Genomic DNA, 21,286 nt, shown 5'->3' on the forward strand with positions numbered 1-21,286 from the left:
CCTCAAACAAGTACCAAAAGAGATAGATCATTACGATCACTCCGATTATTCCTAAAACAAGATTCATATTCTTCACTCCTTCATGACGTAAGCATACGCAAAAAGAAATAAAAATAGTGTAAATCTTCTGCTAGCATCTTTATATCTTCTTTATACGGCTGCTTATCGGACAAGAAAACCGCAATACAGCAGGTTTTTTTTAGAAAAAAAACAAAAACAGCGGATATCGTGAAGGATATCCGCTGTTAGAGTCATTGAGACTTATTTTGTTTTTCTGCTTTTGTTCGTGTGTTTCTTACGAAAGAAGACGATCCCCGCTAGTGCAATAAGGCTCACTCCTGCAATCGAATAGCCTTGAGTGATGGCTGTACCGGTCTTTGGTAACACCCGCTTGTCCTTTGCGGTCGCTTTGCTTTGTTTACCAGGCTGCCCTGCATCCGTTGGTTTTTCTTGCCCTTTATTAGAATCATCTTTCTCTGGCTGCTTATCATTTTCCTCTGGTTCTTCTGCTTTTTCAACGACTTTGATCTTCGCTGTGGCGGTGACTGCTTCTTGTGAGCGAGTACCAAATAAGCGTGCGAAAAAGTTAGGAGTTGCTGCTTCATCGGTTACGATTGAATAGGTGACTTGATAGGTTCCGGTTTTTTTGGTATCAACCGAACCGTCCACCAACAGTTGCTCCAACGTAAGTGTCTTACCATCACGATCTGTAGCGGAGACAAAATTGTCGGCAGCTGTCCAGTTGTCACCAACATAAATCACGCTATCTTTCACAGTCACAGAGGTCTGGTCTGCCAACACGGTAATTGTGGCAGTGGCTTCGGCTTTGCCATTGCGATAGATGACTTGGTATTTTCCAGGCACATCAGTATTGACTGTACCGCTAATCAATACTTGATCATAATCGACTGCTTGTCCGCTTTTATCTGTTGCCGAGACAAAATTATCGACGGCTTGCCACTTCTCTCCTTCATAGATTGTACTATCTTTTGCTACGACCGTTTCTTGGTGAGCAACCACAGTGATTGTCGCTATGTCGCTGACTTTTCCATTCGTATAAGTGACTTCGTATGTGCCTTCTTGATTGGTATCGACGGTACCAGTAACCATTACTCCTGATAATTCAACCGTTACTCCCGTTTTGTCTGTGGCTGAGACAAAGTTGTCGGCAGCTTGCCAGTCATCGCCGACATACAGGGTACTGTCTTTGGCTTTGACACTCGTTTGATCTGCCAACACGGTAATCGTGGCAGTCGCTTCGGCTTTGCCGTTGCGATAAATCACTTCATATTTCCCTGGTGTGGCGCTATCGACTGTACCTACTGTTGTGATATCTGCAAGTTTTAGCTCATTACCGTCCTTGTCTTTGGCTGACACGAAGTTGTCGGCAGCTTGCCAGTTATCATCCACATAAATCGTACTGTCCTTAGCGACTACGGTTTCTTGGTTCGCAACGACTGTAATCGTCGCCGTTGCTTTGACATGACCATTTTGGTAAACCACTGGGTACTCGCCTGCTTTGGAGGTATCGACTGAGCCACTAACGGTTACTCCTGAAAATGGTAGGTTTGCTCCCGTTTTGTCTGTGGCTGAGACAAAGTTGTCGGCAGCTTGCCAGTCATCGCCGACGTATAGGGTACTGTCTTTGGCTTTGACACTCGTTTGATCAGCTAACACGGTGATCGTGGCAGTCGCTTCGGCTTTGCCATTGCGATAAACCACTTCATATCTGCCTGCTTTAGAGGTGTCAACTGTGCCATCAACGGTTACTTCTGTTAGCGGCAATGCCTTGCCGTCTTTGTCTGTTGCGGAAAGAAAATTATCCGCGGCTTCCCATGAGTCACCTACATACAACGTACTATCTTTAGCTGCCACCGTTTCTTGGTTCGCAACAACCGTGATCGTAGCAATAGCTTCTGTTTTACCATTGCTATAAGTAACTTTGTACTGACCTTCTTTGCTCGTATCAACTAATCCACTAACGGTCACTGCTGAAAATGGTAGGTTTGCTCCTGCTTTATCCGTTGCCGAAACAAAGTTGTCGATTGCTTGCCAGTCGTCACCAACATATAAGGTGCTATCTTTAGCTTTAATTGATGTTTGATCAGCTATCACGGTGATCGTCGCTTTCGCCTCAGCTTTGCCGTTACGATAGATTACTTGGTATTCTCCTGGTACTTTCGTATCCACGTCACCACTGGTGGTGACTTCTGCCAAGCTTAACGGTTGTCCCTTCTTATCCGTTGCTGAAACAAAATTATCCGCAAGCTCCCACGCATCTCCAACATAAAGTGTACTATCCTTGGCAACGACTGTTTCTTGATTGGCAACCACGGTGATCGTGGCGACTGCTTTTTGATTGCCATTTTGATAAACCACTAAATATTGGCCTTCTTTGGAAGTATCCACGGCTCCACTAACTGTCACATTTGAAAATGGAACGTTCGCTCCTGTTTTGTCCGTTGCCGAAACAAAGTTATCAACCGCATGCCAGTCGTCCCCGATGTATAAGGTGCTGTCTTTGGCTTTAACCGAAGTTTGGTCTGCTAAGACCGTGATCGTCGCTGTTGCTTCGGCTTTGCCGTTACGATAGATTACTTGGTATTCTCCAGGTGTATCCGTGTCAACTTCACCGGTGATGGTCACTTCTGTGATTGCCACTGTGTTACCGTCTTTATCCGTTGCCGCTAGAAAATTATCAGCTGGTGTCCATGCATCGCCCACATATAACGTGCTGTCTTTGGCTGCCACCGTTTCTTGGTTGGCCACCACAGTGATCGTCGCTGTCTCGCTCACGTTGCCATTCATGTATTTGACTTCATAAGTGCCGACTTTAGATGTGTCGACCTCACCGTTGACGGTAATTTCCGAGAAGGTCAACGCATTGCCATGCTTGTCTGTCGCTGAAACAAAGTTGTCTTCAGCATGCCATTCATCTCCCACGTAGATCGTGCTATCTTTGGCGTCGATCGTCGACAAGTCTTCTTCTGGTGTGATGCCGACAGAAAGATGATTGCCCGTCCGGTTCACTTGCACCTCTTTACCAAGCTGAAGTTCCTGTGGTATGACGTAACCTTCTGGGACGTAGGAAACATAAAGCATATAGGTCCCTGTATAAATATCAGCTAATTGATACTCTCCCTTCTCATCCGTTACAACAGAAATAACATCTCCAGTCAACTGATTCCAAAGCATCAATGTAACGCCTGCAATTTTCTGAGTTGGTTCTTCAGTATTATAAACATCAAGTGACGCACTAGTTTTGTAAATGATCCCGTTTGAATCACCTGCCGAAAATTGCAGGTTAGTCACCGTCGAAGTAGCCGTCCGTTTGGCTTCCGACAAGGTATCAATCGTATCAGAAACGATCGTTGCTGAAGCTGAGATTTGGCCGGCGTTTTGTGAAAGTACGTTGTAACTGATTTCGATATTTTTCGTTAAAACATAGTTTGAAAAGACAAGCTGTACGTCTCCGTCAACTTCTTTGATTTCGTAGCTATCGTCTAGCACATTTGAAACATTGATTGACCTAAGATCGATTTCACCATTGGTATTTCCCAATGATTTTAGAAGGATCGTTGGATTTGCTACTTTTTTCGAGCCATCATCGATATTTTTTGTTGTGACCTTGACCTGAGTCATGTTTTTTGTATTATTCACGGTATTTTGAGTAATCCCAATAATATCCGTCGCTGTATTGGAAACCGAAACGGTAGTTGAGCCTTGCTGATTATTTGATAGCGGCTCTTTTGCAAAACCAGGTACATAAATCGTACTCATTTCCTGCCAACCATTGGCGTACTGATAGGAAATGATGTAGCGATGGTTAGTCGTCCCAAAATCAAAGGTATAATAGTTGGTTGCCTCATCATGGGTGATCGTTGGATAATTCGGATCGCTTTCTTTCATGGCTTGATTATCATAATAACCACGATCCCAGTACTGTGGATAAATGCCACTGACTTGTTCATTGGAAACATCGATGATCGAAAACACAACATCCGTATTTTTCGGAACATGGGTCTCAACAGTCAAATCACTGATGGTATCTTGACGAGCGTTGACTAAAAACTGATTCTTACTGCTTTGGAGCGTGCGTTCAGAATACAGTTTTCTTCCGGTATAGACGGAGGTATGAACCGTGTCAAGTCCTGTCGCGGAAATCGTGATTGGAATTGTATCGTTAGGAATTGATTTTGTCGGTGCTAAACTATCTGGCACATAATTGAAGCCAATATCAAATTGAACAGAATAGGTAATGGGCGACGTAAAGGTGACCATCGTTCCGCCTGCTACTTCTTCAATCGTATAATCAGTTCCTAAAGTATAATAGAAGCCGACTTTTGGTACCTTTCTTAAAGAAAGATACTCGGGATGTTCAATAAACATTTGTAAATTTTCGATCGGTTGTGAGGTGCTGCCTTCGATATTGACTGAAGTGTCACTGGCATAGGCACCATTTTGATCATAATTTCCCCAAGCAGTTTCAGCGTTATTGGGATTAAGAACACTGATTGGTTCGACGTAGTTGTCTTCAACGATTTTGAATTCTTTATTAGCAATTAACGGTGTCGAGACATTGAGGATGATATCTTTCTGATCAAAGGGTACGGTTATGTTCGTGGAACCAAGAGTGAGATTGCTGTCTTTTGTGGCCGTCACAATCAGTTTGTCCCCATTATTTTCGACAGAAAAATAATCCGTAAAAGTCACATTTTGATAGAAGGCGTCTCTTGCTGTTAACTGTTTCGCCGTGATCGGCTGTCCGTTTTGACTCGAAAGAATGATTTGTTGACCTGCTTTCATCTCCGTCGGCATTTGATGAATTGATACATAGTAGTTTCCTTTAGAAAGGCCATTCATAAAACTGGCAGAAGCAACCCCCATATAATACCTAGAATCGACTTCTTTTTCATCTTTACTGGTTGCTGCCGTGAAGGAAAACCCTCTGTTTTGGGCAGCTGTTTGTTTTAGCTGTACCGAACCAAATCCGGTCGTCGGATACCCTTTTGAAAAAGAAGAAGTATAATCCGTCAACGCGGTCAAACTCATCGTGAATTGATAAGAAACACCATAGGCCTTTTGCTTGTCCATTTGTTTGACTTCAACAGCAGTATTGTAGAGACTATTTGAGGTGATTGTGTAGTCCGTCCCTTCAGTCAATGCTGTTTGTGTTTCTGGCTTGATCTTTCCTTTGATATCCACTTCATAGCTGAAGACTTTTAACGGTTGGGTCTCAATCTTTTTGAAGGACGCACCCGGCGTATCAACCAAATGCAGTGAAAGAGTTTCCGTTCCAGATAATGTCCGATCGGTATTGTAGTAAACCATTCCTTGCATCCCAAAGACATTTTTTTCTGACACATATTGAATCGGGTCAACTTCTTCATACAAATCAATGGCGTAGCTTGTCTGGTTTTGATCGCCCATCTCAATGGTTAGCTGAGGCTTGTCTTCTGAATAAAGATAACTGGTCAACTCGATCGAAAACGATGCATCATGAATGGATTGGTTAAAGGTGATCGTTAATTGATGGGCGGCACTATCTACTGCCCACGAAGCATTGATTGCTTCATTTGTTCCTTGCATATCACTAAAACCAAGGCCTTCCGGCAGGTCAAAAACAGCAGTGGTGCCGGCTAAATAGTCTTCGTCATTGACTTCAAAGTCTAATTTCAGTTTCACCGGACTATTGTTTAAAATCCGCGTTTCTTCCGTTTGACTGAACTCCTCACCAGCAATCGTCAGTAATGTGCCTTTTTCTAAAAGCTCTTGTCCATTGATGCGGGTGCTGACACGGGAACTCTTTTCGGCTCCTTTTGCCTCTTTCGATTCAGTTTCTGAAGAACTTGTTTGCGTCGAATCTGTAGTATCTGCTGTATGCGTTGATGAAGTTGTAGCAGGCGTTTCACTTTGACTCGTTGTTGCTGCATCCGTCTTGGAGGTTGCTTCGCCGCTTTCTTCTGAAGAACGATCCGTTTGAGTAGTCTCAGTTGTTTGCGCGTCGCTTGTGTTTGTTTCATTGGCAACGCCGCTGGTTGATTCCAGCAGATGATTTGAGTTATCTAAAGTACGAATGGTCTGTTCCTGTTCCGTGGTTTCCGCAAGCGCCATGACCGGAGTGATCACTTGGGACAGACCTAAAGCGGTAACAACAATGCCATGACGAATTCGTTTATTTCTCTTTTTCATTTTTTTCCTCCATTAAATATATGTAGTTTTAACTGATTGCTTTACGGATTTTTTTTCCAACTTCTAATTCTTCCCCATTAAAAAAGCAAAGAACATTGTTTGTTCGATCAATCATTTTGATTTGTCGCGCATTAATAATGTACGATTTGAATACTTTATAATACTCAGGCAAATCTAGCTGTTTGATGACCTTTAACGAAGTTTCAATGCACTCAACTGATTTCTTTTGATGGAATACGATTCGGTTTCGCTCACCTTTGATCGTTGTTATGTAGTTGATTGCTTCTGCATCAACGATCATCAACTCTCGTTTACTAACAATTTTTAATAAGTGTTTTTTTCCCAGCAATGATCGTTTCACTTCAATTGCTTCTGTTAACAAATTTCTTAACTGCATTGCCACATCCTTTTCTTCTGTATCGATGATTCCTAAAGGACAGATAAGATTCAGTTTCTTGATTTCGATTTTGGACGCATAGGCACCATAAAAAGCAATTTGACACTTTTTGCACTGCTCCCTCAATCGCCCTGCTAATTGAAAACTTCGATCAAAGCCCATCATTTCAATGGAAAATAAAAATAAATCGTTAACATCTGTTAAGTACCCTTCAAGAAAAGAATCTAGTTCTTCCGGTGAAATGATCTCCACCATAGAATAAGGAACATGACTTTCAGTGATCATTTTTTTCATCAAATTTCCATTAAAAAAGTTGTCATCTACTATATAAACAGCGAAATTGCTCAAATTTGCAGACATCTTAATTCTCCTTTTCACATCATTTCTAATTGTATTCTTAATTAAAAATGCCTGCTTGCACTTTCAAACGAATTAGCGAAACGTTTATGCAAAAAAGGTAGTTTAAATTAAAAACAAAGTAAGAAAAGACTTTATAATTGGTCTAAACCTATTATAGTAAAGGAGTTCCCGTCGTACTGCTTTCTTAACACATTTATAAGACAGAAAGCGCAAACAACAATAAAAACTTATGTTTTTTTAAGTAGTTTAACTAATTAACAATTCCAAAACTTACCGACTACTGCCCAACCTTTCTAATGATTTCCAAAAAAATAACCTTCGTTCAAATAAAATATTAATCGTTATTTATTCTTCGTTTTTTCGCAAAAAAAAGCTACCCTTCTCTTTGGGCAGTCCGGTTAAGGGTAATCAACTGTTTCCTCTGAAGATTTTCCATCAAAATAAAAGAGATCGTTCGCTGCTGCAAGATGCAATCAAAAAAAATTTTCTACTTAATTTACCATATCGAATCTTCATGGACACGACAAAAAACCATTTATTTCGAACAATAAATGGCCTGTTTGCTGCTTTTATTATGCTTCTGATTTACATGCATCCCGTGAATTTTAATTGTTTTCTTTTTTTCCTTCTATATTAATAAGGAATTTCTTACAAGTGCTCATGGGGTTTTATCATCTGTTTTTTTTAATGCTCGTTTTAGTTTTCGATTATGCCAAATCAGATAAGCGATGATCAAACATAAAACACCACCAATCGATAGATAGAGAAGGATCGGCGAAGCGGTTTCTTCAATACTGACATCTTGCTCGTTTCTTTCTTGCGCTTCTTGCCTTGCAACTTGGAAGGTCGGCTCTCCCTGCCATTCTTGATCGGCTGCTTTAAGGGTCGCTTTTATTTCATACTCTCCTGATAGCAGTTCCTTTCCATCCAGCGGAAGTGCGTAATTCATTAATGCATTGGGCGCTAATTGGATTTCTTTTTCCCCTTTGATGGCTGTTGCTTTTCCTTCATGGAACACTTCATAAGCAAGCGTGGCTTTACTGAGATAATCGGCTGCTGCATTTTCCACCGCTACGATGATGACATTGCGGCGGTTGATCTCTTCCAAATGGGCTTCTTCAATTCGGACCGCTGGCGGGATGTCTGACTCTTTATTTCGGAGCAATACCGCCACTTCTCTTGCTAATAGGTTTTGAACATTCCCTTGAAATTCTTCACTGCCGGTTTGCTGTACGTATAGTCCCCCTGCCAAAATCCCATCAAATGATTTAGATGGCATCCGGACTGTCAAGGTGATTTCTTTTTGTTCATTAGGGGCTAATGAAAGTGTTTCATCACTCAAAGTAACGAGTTCTTCGATCGCGTACGGAGCAGAAGGCGTTGCTTCCTCATTTGCCCCAGAGTACTCAACGACGCCAGTCATGTTCGTGACCGCTCGATTAAACGATAGCTGTAGATTGATTGGTTGCTCGCTTTTATTGGAAACCATGACTGCTAGCTTTTCTTCTGCCTTGGGCTCCAGCAACAAATCATAGTACATTAACTCTTTGTCCCGCTGTGACTCCGGCAATTTGATTTGAACATCGAAGGTATCAAGTGAATCTGCTGCCCCCGTACTACTAGTACCAATGAAAAATAAGACCGTTAGAATACTTACTACCCAATACTGAAATCCTTTGCCTCGAAGTTTGTTCTGATGCATCCTGTCAGATCCTTTCTACACAAAATAGGAAAGAAAAATCAGCTAGCATAAAAAGCAGCCGCTTAGGCAAGCTGCTTTTTTTCTGCTAACTGTTAAGCAATGACTACTAACCTATGGGGTCGTCGGAGCACTGCTGATCGTCCAAACGAGGGTCGTTTGATAGGTTGCCGATTGTTTTTCCGTATTGGCTGGGATCGAAAGGGTAAATTGTTCTAGAGGCATCGACGTTTCACCGATCCCTTCACCAGCATTGGCGGTCAAGAAAGCATATTCATTGTTGATCGCCGCAAAATCAAGCTCGCCATTGGCAATATCACTGGTTCCGGTTGGCGGCGAACTTAAGTTGTTGGTCAATGTACCCGTATCTACCGTTAATACCGCACCGTCCAACGTACTGTCTCCTGCCGTAAATTGGGTTGCTTGCCGTACTTTAATTGCCCAAGAAGAGTTCGCCTGTCCCCGGTTATCACTGACTGCAACTGCCCCTCTTTGCAGCGTGGACCCATCGCCAGGTAGTCCAGTCCCATCCGTAGTAGCCACCCACGTTTCGGCATTTTCTGTTTGGATCTCATGGGCCCCAAAATCTAAATTCGTTGGTAGCTGCGTATTGGGATCACTCCCGCCTTTATCCGGGTCAAACACGATGCCACCAGAGGTATATTCTACGACACCGGTCGTATCGTCCGCTTGCACCGTGGTCACAATACTAAGGGCGGTCAATACCCCCAATGCGCCTATTACCGATTTCTTTGAAATCATTTTGCCATCCTCCTTTTTTTGATGCAAATGATCAATGTCAGACTAATGAAGAATCCACCTATTAAGGGCAGCCAAAAGTGATTGGTTTCAGCAAGCTGCGGCAGTGGTTCTTCTACGTTAGTGACCGTTTCTTGACTGGGCGGTGGTTCAATTTCTTCATCAATTGAATCACTGCTAGATGTTTCCGTTGGTCCTTCATAAAACTCAATGTTGCCGGTCGTCGTATTGGCTACTGCTGATGGAACGAAACTGCAGAAACTGCCGATCATCAAAATCAGAAGCAGCACAAGGGAATTCTTTTTCATTCTGCTCTTCCTTTTCAAGGTGTATCGGAAACGGTCCACACGACGGTGGCGCGATACTGACCTTGAAATTTAGGTGTTTTCTCAGGTACAAATAAATTGAACTGGGAAAAATTAACGGTCAGTCCACCAGTCGATGCCGCATTTTCCAACGCCACCACATTTTTTTCGACATTTTGCTGCAGGGCAATCGTTGCATTATCAGGTAAAACCACTCGACCATCCGTAAAGGTTGAATTGACAGTGCCAAGCTGAACCCTTAATTCGGCGGCTGGCAATGTGCGTGTACCATTGACCCAATTGGTGGATTGTCTGACCTTTACTTGCCATTTTTTCTGCCGATTGCGGGTATCATTGATCCGTAAAATCCCAGTTGTAGCAGCTGCGCTTTGATCGCCGTTGGCGGTTGCCCGCCACGTCTCACTCTTTTTCGTTTGAATGGCATGTCGGCCAAAATTCAGCTGAGTCGGTAGATTCGCCCGATCCATCGTCAATGCTTCGACCATGAAATAAATCATGGTTTGGCGACTGCTGATATTTAGCGCACTAAAGTTCAAGAGATTGATGTCCGTCGGCTTTGCTTTCAAAACAGAAGCGGAAAAATTAGCGGTCCAATTTGCAGTCAACTGACCCGGACCTGAAAGTAACGTCGGAATTTGAACATCCGTTGCTCCTAAAACAGCTGCATCCGCCAGCTGTTCTTGGACAGTTGTCAAATCATTCAACGCTGAGTTCACGGTGCTAAGCAGAGTATTGAGCAACCCTTGCAGCAATGCGCGCACGACGCCGCCAATATCGATGCCGATCACTCGGATCTGGGTATTTTGAATCGCGGTACTTAAATTCCGTAGAATTTGCGGGACATTGGTTCCTAAGACGACACCAAGGTTCGAACTCATATTGGCATATAAAGCTTCTTTCTGGGTCGTAAACTGCAACGGACTGGTAAATTCAACATTCCCAATATTTCCGACAGTCTTTAGTAAAGAAATCTGCTGATTGATCGCTGTCAAATCGATTTGAACAATCCCAAGGTTGAGATTTAGTGAACTGGTCAAGGAATCAAGCGCTGTTAAGATCGCATTCAAAAGTGGGACATTGGCAATATTGACTGTGGTCGACGTCTTGATCGATGCTGATCCATTGGCACTAATGCTAGTTCTCAATTCTGCTGGGATCGCTAATAAAGCAAATTTATCTTCCCCACTGACATTGACAGAAGCGTTCAACCCGCCGTTGCCTTTAATAGAAAAAGTCACTGGTCGATTTGTCACGCTGCCTGGCCATGGAACGCTTACTGAGGTGCCACTTGTATTGGCACTCGTTAAATTGCTTAAAATCTCCACATCTAAAACATTCACTGCTGCTTCGGCTTTTATTGTCGTTGTTAAAAGATACAAATTGACGAAACTGATGCTGGTCAAAAAGAGAATTAATTGGCCGATCGTCCATTTGTAAAGACGTTTTTCCCTCCTTCTGCTTTTCATACCATTTCTAACCCTTTCTTTACGAAACGATGATCATTGCTTCAAAACTATTGTTCACTAGAGATACCAGCGGAGGATGTCCACTCCGCTGGTAAAGTCATGCTATTTTTGTTGGTCTTTTTTCTTTCTTGCTTTGAAGAACAAACCAATTCCTCCTACAACGAAGACTGCTGCCCCAATCAGTGAAGCATACCAAGTTCCTTCAGATCCCGTTTTCGGTAGGTACTTACTTCCCCACCAGCTTTGGTTGTTATTGCTACCGTTGCCGTTGTTGTTCCCCCAACTGCCCCAGTTGCCCCAAGCGCCGTTGCTTCCGTCGGTACCATTCGTTCCATTGGTACCGTCCGTGCCATTGCTTCCGTCCGTGCCTTCGGTACCATCCGTACCATTGTCACCCGTTGGTACCACGATTGGTGTTGCTGCACTGCGGTATTCTCTGCCACCTGCTGTAACGATAGCCACAACGTTAAGGGTTTCTTCTGGTGAAACATCCTCTGGGTCTAATGTGATGCTGAAGGCACCATTCCCATTGGTCGTTCCAGTTCCGACAACGTCACCCGCTTCATTCAAGATTTCGATCGTCGCATTGGCTGGACCATTCCCGAAGACTGGATAGCCATCGGTAGGATTGCCAGTGATCGTGGCAACCGGTGCGTCAACCGTCAAGGCACTGACTACGGTCGTCGTCGGATCACTTAAGGTTTCGCCTTCGGCTAAAGCAAGAACCGTAACAGTTTCGCCTTCCGTCGCTTCCGCGGATAACTCAACATCCCAGTCACCATTTTGATCGGCGATCGTTGTGATTGGACCTTCAGCCGCGAAGATGGTCAGGAATCTACTTGTTAACGGATCGCTGATGGTAACGGTGATCGTAGCACCTGGCTCACTCGTTCCGCTGATCGTTGTATCACCAGCCGTAACTGGGTCAATGGTTGGTGTATCTGTCTTGATGCTTTCATCATCGACAGGTACGACGATTGGTGTCGGATTACTGCGGTAGTCATCCCCACCAGCAGTGACGATCGCCACAACCGTTAAGTTTTCTTCTGGTGCGACATCCTCACTAGTCAATGTGATCGTATAGTCACCATTTTCATCGGTCGTGCCTGTTCCTACGACATCCCCCGCTTCATTCAAAATTTCAATCGCGGCATTGGCAGGACCGTTCCCAGTTACTGGATAGCCTTCTTGGGAATTACCAGTAATGGATGCTGAAGGGGCGTTGACCGTGATGCCATTAACAACGGTCGTTGCTGGTTCACTGGCGGTTTCTCCTTCGCTTTGCGCCACTGCTGTTACGATTTCATCTCGAGAAACTTCGGCAACGTCCACTGACCAATTTCCTGCTTCATCTGCTTCGGTTTCAACCGCTTCTTCGCCCGTTACCGTCACGGTGACCATTGATCCCGGTACAGCAGTACCAGTGATGGTCGTGTCACCAGCTGTGACTGGTTCGATGATTGGTGTAGCGGTTTGATCAATCGTATTCTCAACGGGCACTACAATTGGTGTCGCATTACTACGGTAGTCTTTGCCGCCGGCTGTAATGATCGCAACGACGTTCAATGATTCTTCAGGAGAAACATCTTCACCAGAGAGCGTGATGGTGTAGTTGCCATTTTCATCAGTATTGCCTGATCCAACGACATCCCCCGCTTCATTCACGATTTCAATCGCCGCATTTGGTGCTGCCATCCCCGTTACTGGGTAACCATCCTCTGGATTGCCAGTGATGGAAGCGGTCGGTGCTGAAACCGTGATGCCATCCACACTCACTGTGATTGGTGCACTAGGGTCTTTTTCAGGGGATTGTGCCACAACAGTGACGGTATCACCCTCCGCAACTTCAGGTACCTCGACTGTCCAATTGCCCTCTTCGTCCGTTTCAGTTGTGATCGGTTCATTTTCACCAATCGTTACCGTCACCGTCGAACCTGGTTCGGCAGTCCCGCTGATCGTCGTATCGCCAGCTTTGACTGGATCGATCGTTGGTGTTGCAGTTTGTTGCTCTTCTTGATCCAAAGGTACCACGATTGGTGTCGCATTACTGCGGTATTCTTTGCCGCCAGCTGTCAGAACTGCGACGACTGTTAGGCTTTCCGCTGGTGCAACAGCTGTTGGTTCAAGAGTGATACTGTAGTTTCCTTCCGCGTCTGCGGTTCCTGAACCGACGATTTGTCCATCGCTATTCAAGATTTGTATGGTGGCATTGGCTGGTGCCGTTCCAGTTACTGGATAGCCATCCGTGCTATTGCCTGTGATGGTTGCACTAGGAGCAGTGACCGTCAACGCCCCCACACCAACTGTTACTGGAGCGCTTGGCTCTTTGTCAGGTGATTGAGCCACAACAGTGACTGCATCGCCTTCAGAAACTTCTGGTACTTCTGCTGTCCAATTGCCTTCGTCATCCGTTTCAGCCGTGATTGGTTCCGCATCTGGTACAATGATCGTCACGGTTGAACCTGGTTCTGCGGTCCCACTGATGCTGGTATCTCCTGCCGTGATTGGATCGATCGTTGGTGCAGCTGTCTGATCCACTACCGTATCTGCTGGTACGATGACCGCTGTTGGATTACTGCGATACTCTTTCCCACTAGCTGTTACGATGGCAACGACATTTAAGTTTTCTTCTGGATCGACAGTTTCAGCAGTTAAGTCCACTGTATAGTTGCCGTCTCCATCGGCAGTGCCTGTTCCAACGACTTCATTGTCTGCGTTCAAGATCTCGATCGCTGCATTGGCTGGTGCTGTACCAGTCACTGGGTAGCCATCCGTGCTGTTGCCGCTGATGGAAGCTGTTGGTGCTGCGACAGTCACTCCTTCAACGATGACAGTGATTGGATCACTTGGGTCTTTGCCGTCACTGTCTGCGACGACTGTGATGGTATCCCCTTCAGACAATTCAGGCACATCGACACTCCAGTTGCCCTCATCATCTGTTTCGGCGGTTTCTTCTGTGCCGTCAGGTAGTGTCACAGTCACAGTTGAGCCTGGTTCTGCCGTTCCGCTAACTGTTTCATCGCCTGCTTTGATTGGATCAACCGTTGGTGCCGTTGTTTGATTTTCACCCGGTTCAGCTGGCACCATGATTGGTGTCGCTGGACTACGATAATCTGTACCACCAGCTGTGACCACCGCAACTACCGTCAAGTTTTCTTCAGGAGAGACATTTTCACTGGTCAAATCGATCGTGTAAAGCCCTGCATCATTGGTCGTACCCGTTCCAACTGTCTCGCCAGCTTCGTTCAAGATTTCGATGGTCGCATTCGCTGGTCCTGTTCCGGTCACTGGATAACCATCGGCTGCATTGCCACTGATGGACGCACTAGGAGCCGCCACCGTTAATGCACCGACTGTGATCGTTGCTGGTGTACTTGGTGTTTCATTTTCTACTTCTGCTACTGCCGTAACAGTCGTCCCTTCGGAAAGCTCTGGCACATCAACTTGCCAATTGCCCTCTTCGTCAACTTCGGCTGAGATTGGGTCTTGCTCACCGACCGTCACGTTGACTATTGCTCCTGGTTCGGCTGTCCCGCTGATTTCTGTTGCGCCGGCAACTGCTGGATTGATCGTTGGTGTCGCCGTTTGATCCGCAGGTACCACGACAGCCGTTGGTTGACTACGGAAGTCATCCCCACCTGCTGAAACGATGGCAATGACACGGACCGTTTCTCCTGCTGATGCCTCTTCACTGGTCAAGGTAACGGTGTAAACACCATTCTCATTGGCCATCCCTGTGCCAATCACTTGATCATCAGCATTTAAGATTTCGATTGACGCATTAGCTGGTGCTGTACCAGTTACTGGATAGCCATCTGCACTATTGCCAGAAATCGTTGCCGTTGGTGCTGCCACGATCAGCCCTTGCACCGTCACTGTTACTGGTAAACTTTCTGTTTTGCCGTCTGCCAAGGCAGTAACTGTCAAGACATCATCCAGAGAAACCGTCGGCACAGTTGCCGTCCACTCACCTTCGTCATTCGCTGCTACTGTAACAGTATCGCCGTTTGGTAGTTCAACCGTTACATCTGCCCCAGGTTCAGCCGTTCCGCTAACGGTTGTAGCCCCAGCAATCACTGGTGCGACAGTCGGTGCCGCTGTTTGGTCTTCTGCGTTATCTTCTGGCACCACGATAGTAGTTGCCGGACTGCGATAGTCTTGACCGCCGGCTGATACGATAGCCACCACTCGCAAGGTTTCTGCTGGTGAAACACCTTCTGTCAAAGTGATCGTATACTCACCGTCTCCATTGGCAGTACCACTGCCTACCACTTCATTGGCAGCATTTAAGATTTCAATGGTTGCGTTGGCTGGTGCTGTTCCTGTGACTGGATAGCCGTCAGTACTGTTGCCCGTGATCGTTGCGGTTGGTGCAGCCACGTTCAAGGCACCGACACCAACATTGATTGGTGCACTTGGGTCTTTGCCTTCAGCTTCAGCAACCACTGTGACCGTGTCGCCTTCTGAAAGTTCTGGTACGGTGACTGTCCAATTGCCTTCCTCATCCGTTTCGGCAGTCACTGGATCTTCTCCAGGAATCGTTACCGTCACCGTTGAACCAGGTTCGGCAGTTCCTCCGACGGATGTATCACCTGCTTGCACTGGATCGATCGTTGGGGTGGTCGTTTGGTCTGCTGGTACCACGATGGAGAGCGGCGTACTGCGGTACTCATCGCCGCCAGCTGTTACCACTGCCACCACCTGAAGTGCTTCTGAAGGATCAACATCGTCGCTGCTCAATGTGATGCTGTAAGCACCTTCCTCATTTGCTTCACCGCTACCAACAACCTCACCGGCTGCATTTAAGATCTCAATCGCTGCATTTGGCGTGGCCGTTCCGGTTACTGGATACCCCTCCGAACTATTGCCGCTGATCGCTGCTGTCGGTGTCGCCACACTGAGTGGATTTACGACGACCGTAGCTGCATCACTTGGTGTTTCCCCATCAAGGGTCGCTACCACAGAAACAATTTCTCCTTGAGAAACCTCGGGCACAGTTGCCGTCCAATTGCCTTCGTCATCCGCTTCGGCAGTGACTGGCTCTGCGTCACCAATCGTGACTGAGACTGTCGCGCCAGGTTCAGCCGTACCACTGATGGTCGTGTCGCCGGCTGTCACCGATTCAATCGTTGGGACTGCAGTTTGATCCAAAGGTACTGTGATTGGTGCAGCCGCACTGCGGTACTCTTGACCACCGGCTGTGACTACCGCCACCACCCGTAAGGCTTCAGCTGGAGACGCGTCATTACTCGTTAACGTGATCGTATATTGGCCTTCGTCATTGGCGGTGCCAGTACCTATGACCTCGTCATCGGCATTCAAGATTTCGATGGCTGCATTGGCTGGTGCCGTCCCCGTTACTGGGTAACCTGCGGTACTATTGCCGCTGATCGTCGCGGTTGGTGTAGCGATCGTCAACCCATTGACTCCAACACTGATCGGTGCACTTGGGTCTTTGTCTGGTGCTTGTGCGACCACTGTGACGGTTTCTCCTTCAGAAACTTCAGGAACTTCAACTGTCCAGTTCCCCTCGTCATCGGCTTCACCAGTAACAGGTTCTTCACCTGGGATCGTTACCGTCACCGTAGCGCCTGGTTCTGCGGTCCCACTGATCGTCGTATCCCCGGCATTGATTGGATCGATGGTTGGTGATGCTGTTTGTTCAAGCTCATCTGCTGGGACCGTCACCGGTGTGGCAGGACTGCGGTACTGATCTCCGCCTGCTGTAACGATCGCAACGACAGACAAGGTTTCTTCTGGTGCTGCATCGGATGGTGCGATGGTTACCGTATAGTTTCCATCCCCATCGGCTGTCCCAGTACCGATCACATCGCCTGACTCATTCAACACTTCGATCGCTGCGTTCGCTGGAGCAGTCCCCGTGATTGGATAGCCATCGGTACTATTGCCGCTGATGATCGCTGTTGGTGCTGCAACGGTGACTCCATTGACTCCAACGCTGACTGGCGCGCTTGGCTCTTTGCCTTCGGCTTCCGCAACGACTGTGACTGTATCATCACCAGAGACTGCTGGCACTTCCGCAAGCCAGTTTCCTTCGTCATCCGTTTCAGCCGTTACTGGTTCTTGACCGGTAATCGTAACAGTAACCGTCGAACCTGGTTCTGCCGTTCCGCTAATCGTGGTATCACCTGCTGTGACCGGATCGATCGTTGGTGTCCCTGTTTGTTCAATGTCTGCTGGTACCGTGATTGGCGTGGCATTACTGCGGTAGTCTTGACCGCCCGCTGTCACAACTGCCACCACCTGCAAGGCTTCTTCTGGCGTCACATCAGCTGGATCTAAGATGACGGTATAAACACCCGTGTCATCCGCCGTCGTGCTACCAACGACATCTCCTGCTTCATTCAAAATCTCAATTGCCGCATTCGGCGTGGTTGTTCCACTGACCGGATAGCCATCCGTACTATTGCCTGTGATGGAAGCGCTCGGTGCACTGACAGTCACACCATCAACGGTCACGGTAATCGGTGCACTTGGCTCTTTGCCTTCTACTTCGGCAACGACTGTTACCGTATCACCTTCCGTTAATTCTGGTACCGTCGCTTCCCAATTGCCTTCGTCATCGGCTTCTGCCGTGATCGGATCGCCTTCAGGCAACGTGATCGTCACAGTTGCCCCTGGTTCAGCCGTTCCGCTGACGGTCGTATCCCCAGCTGTTACTGGGTCGATCGTTGGTGTTTCAGTTAAATTTTCGACATCATCTGCAGGAACTACAAGCGGTGTGCCTGTACTGCGATAGTCTTCACCACCAGCCGTCACGATCGCTTCCACTCGTAAGTTGTCGCCAGCTGTCACCTCTTGAGGATCAAGGGTGATCGTGAAGTTGCCATCCTCATCAGCTGTTCCGCTACCAACGACATCTCCTACTTCATTCAAAATTTCAATTGCTGCATTGGCAGTCGCTGTTCCCGTTACTGGATACCCATCTGTGCTATTTCCGGTGATCGTAGCCGTTGGCGCCGCCACGGTTAAACCGTTTACACTCACGGTGATTGGTGCACTCGGATCTTTGCCTTCAGACTCAGCTACGACGGTCACGGAATCGCCTTCTGATAATTCAGGAACCGTTGCTTCCCAGTTGCCTTCATCATCGGCTTCAGCCGTGATTGGATCGCCTTCAGGAAGCGTGATCGTTACCGTTGCCCCCGGTTCCGCTGTCCCACTAACGGTCGTATCTCCAGCACTGACTGGATCGATCGTTGGTGTTTCCGTCTGCAGGATATCTGCAGGCACCACAACAGGTGTTGGGTTGCTTCGATAGGTTTCGCCGCCAGCGGTCACAACCGCTGTCACATTCAGGGTTTCTTCCGCGTCAACATCCGCTGGATCTAACGTGACTGTATAAATACCATTCTCATTGGCGGTACCTGTTCCGACAATTTCGCCATCCGCATTGGTGATCTCAATGGCCGCATTTGGTGCTGCGGTTCCAGTCACTGGATAGCCCTCTTGACTATTTCCTGTGATCGAAGCCGTTGGTGCGTTGACTGTTAAGGCGGACACGGTGGTGCTAGCCGGTTGGCTTGGCGTTTGTCCTGCTAGTTCGGCGATAGCTGAAACCGTATCGCCCTCTGACACTTCGTCCACATCAACACGCCAATTGCCCTCTTCATCGGCTTCCGTCACGATCGGATCTGCACCGTTGACGGTCACAGTAATCGAGGCACCAGGCTCAGCAGTTCCGCTGACGCTTGTATCCCCGGCAGTCACCGGTTGAATCGTTGGTGTTCCCGTTTGTTGCTCCGCATCGTCTGCTGGAACGACGATTGGCGTATTACCACTACGGTAAGTTTGCCCACCGGCAGTGACGATTGCGGCAACATTCAAGTTTTCATTTTCTGCTACATCTGCTGGGTTCAACGTGATACTGTAGTTGCCGTTCTCATTTGCCGTACCAGAGCCAACGACTTCACCTTCGGCATTGGTGATTTCAATGGCTGCATTTGCTGCGGCTGTCCCCGTCACAGGGTACCCATCGGTACTATTTCCTGTAATCGAAGCCGTTGGTGCATTAACCACTGGTGCTGCTACCGTTGCCGTTGCAGGCTCACTCGCCGATTCCCCCTCAGCTTCCGCTACTGCTGTGACTGTATCGCCTTCCACCAATTCAGGGACATCCGCCGTCCAATTGCCGTCACCATCTGCGGTTGTTGTAATAGGTGCACCGCCGTTGATCGCCAATGTGATGGCTGCGCCTGGCTCAGCTGTTCCGCTGATCGTCGTTTCCCCTGCTGTCAATGGATTGATTGTTGGTGTATCGGTTTGATCTTCTGGTGTATCTGGCGCAAACCAAATCGAGTTATTGCCGTCAGCATCCGTAAATAAATCAATGGTGATCAAATCAAGTTGAGACATCGTTCCTTCGAAGCGGGCTTCGTAAGGATTAGATGGATTCGCCACGCCGTTTTCAACCAATTGTGCATAGGTCGGACTGGTGACATTCGTTGGAATGACCACATTGGTTTGACCTAAAACAGATGCAGAAGCGATTTGATCTGCTAAATCTGTCGTTGCATTGAAGACTGTTTGTGCTGTTTCAACCGTTGCGTTTAAAGTGGCTTTAGCTGTATTAACGGTACTTTGTACCAACGTATTGATTTGACCGATCAAGGTACCGATGCCTGGAATCCCACTTGCACCATCCAAAATACTGACTTGAATCTGGGCTGCTTGTAAATTATCGAGAATTTGATTGATGCGTTGATTGATAACGATAAATAAACCATCATCCACATTGGCAATCAGGGCACGTTCGTTATCGGTTAGTCCAGCTGGAACTTCAAAATTCGCTTGGCCAAATTGTCCAAGTTGATTTAATAAGTCTAACTGGGTAGTGATTTCATCTAAGTTGACGGATATCACTTGGCTAACATCCACGATTGAAGCCGCCGTATACAACGGATTTGGCAAGCCGCCAACGATTGTTGGCGGAATATCAAGTGCATCAGCTAAATTTTGATTGACGATTCCATCCACCGTGCTGATCAAGGTATTGACTGCTGGTGTGACTGTACCGATCAGTGTTTGCAAGGCTGGGAAATTCCCCAGTTGGAGTATCACATTGGTGGAAATCGATGCATTCCCTGCCGGTTGAACCAAACCAGTAAGGCCTTGAGGAACCCCAACAACCGCGACTTTATCCCCATTCAAGACATCAACCGTTACTGCATTCGATCCAGAAATCGAGAAATTGACTTGGTTCGTTGCACCAGGAGTTGCATAAGGTGCAGACGCACTCGTGCCTGAGTTATTAGACGCTGTGATATCTGAGAAAAGTTCAGCTGAAACCAAAGCAGCTTCAACCGTCGTTGGTGCCCATAACAAACTTGCTGGCACGACCACCGTACTTGTCAACAACATTCCACTGACAGTTAAATTCGCAATAATATTTTTCTTTGTTCGAACGCGTGTGTTTTTCTTTGAATCCATGAGCTTTTTATAATTAATGCCTTTCATTCATTCTCCTCCTGTTCGAAAAAAATTTAACCGACAAAAGATAAAACTGATGATCTCTGGAATCCTTCTTTCCCCCTTTAAAACCAGATGAAAATCTATTTCAACCCAACACCTAAAGGCATAGAGAGAAAACAAAAAGTAACCGATCGCAAAGCGAAGATTTTTTCGCATGCTTTCTGAAAAACCCAGTGATTTTTGTTCAAATAGTTTAGAAGCACATTAGCTCACTCTTGTGAAACTAAAAAATAAAATAACTAAACGAACACACTGTGTACCAAAATTCTAGCAAATTTATTTCTTTCCAACAAATTATAAACACGATAAATAATTAAAAAAACACTGAATTTCACCTTTCAAAACACAAAAGGTTTATTTTATAAACAAGCAGAAATTATTTATATTTATCTTATAAACAAATGTATAATGATAAAATATTGCCTTTTTTCGTCAGTTAACCTTTCTTTTTTTTATGTTTAATCAATATAATGAATACGATTTCAATTGCATGTTTATACATCTGGATAGAGAAAAATGATGATTGTGTTTTTTTATGATTTTAACCTCGTTTTTTACCTCCGCAAATAAAAAAACAAAAATAATTTAGACGTTT

At 46.2% G+C, this 21,286-nt stretch carries 7 protein-coding genes; all 7 read right to left on the reverse strand.

The window, feature by feature from the left end:
• Nucleotides 1-261: 261 nt before the first annotated feature.
• The 7 genes from IGJ17_RS10790 to IGJ17_RS10820 all read right to left on the reverse strand — a co-directional run bounded on the left by IGJ17_RS10790 (nt 262) and on the right by IGJ17_RS10820 (nt 20,676).
• Nucleotides 262-6,192: a bacterial Ig-like domain-containing protein gene (locus IGJ17_RS10790; RefSeq protein WP_429961366.1), complete on the reverse strand. Its 5,931-nt coding sequence runs from the start codon at nt 6,190-6,192 to the stop codon at nt 262-264.
• A gap of 28 nt (nt 6,193-6,220) precedes the next feature.
• Nucleotides 6,221-6,949, reverse strand: a complete 729-nt coding sequence (locus tag IGJ17_RS10795; protein WP_005235024.1) for a LytTR family DNA-binding domain-containing protein — start codon at nt 6,947-6,949, stop codon at nt 6,221-6,223.
• A gap of 658 nt (nt 6,950-7,607) precedes the next feature.
• A complete protein-coding gene (locus IGJ17_RS10800; protein WP_005235023.1) occupies nt 7,608-8,651 on the reverse strand; it encodes a DUF916 and DUF3324 domain-containing protein in 1,044 nt (347 codons plus the stop codon).
• Nucleotides 8,652-8,762: 111 nt separating this feature from the next.
• Nucleotides 8,763-9,410: a WxL domain-containing protein gene (locus IGJ17_RS10805; protein ID WP_005235021.1), complete on the reverse strand. Its 648-nt coding sequence runs from the start codon at nt 9,408-9,410 to the stop codon at nt 8,763-8,765.
• A complete protein-coding gene (locus IGJ17_RS10810) occupies nt 9,407-9,715 on the reverse strand; it encodes a hypothetical protein (RefSeq protein WP_429961367.1) in 309 nt (102 codons plus the stop codon). The genes IGJ17_RS10805 and IGJ17_RS10810 overlap by 4 nt, the downstream gene beginning before the upstream one ends.
• A 14-nt stretch (nt 9,716-9,729) precedes the next feature.
• Nucleotides 9,730-11,199, reverse strand: coding sequence for an adhesive domain-containing protein (locus IGJ17_RS10815; RefSeq protein WP_016620540.1), 1,470 nt, complete (start codon nt 11,197-11,199; stop codon nt 9,730-9,732).
• A gap of 102 nt (nt 11,200-11,301) precedes the next feature.
• Nucleotides 11,302-20,676, reverse strand: coding sequence for an Ig-like domain-containing protein (locus IGJ17_RS10820; protein ID WP_429961368.1), 9,375 nt, complete (start codon nt 20,674-20,676; stop codon nt 11,302-11,304).
• Nucleotides 20,677-21,286: the final 610 nt, after the last annotated feature.

This window comes from Enterococcus sp. DIV1096b, from assembly GCF_050498765.1.
GTDB lineage: Bacteria > Bacillota > Bacilli > Lactobacillales > Enterococcaceae > Enterococcus_D > Enterococcus_D entomosocium.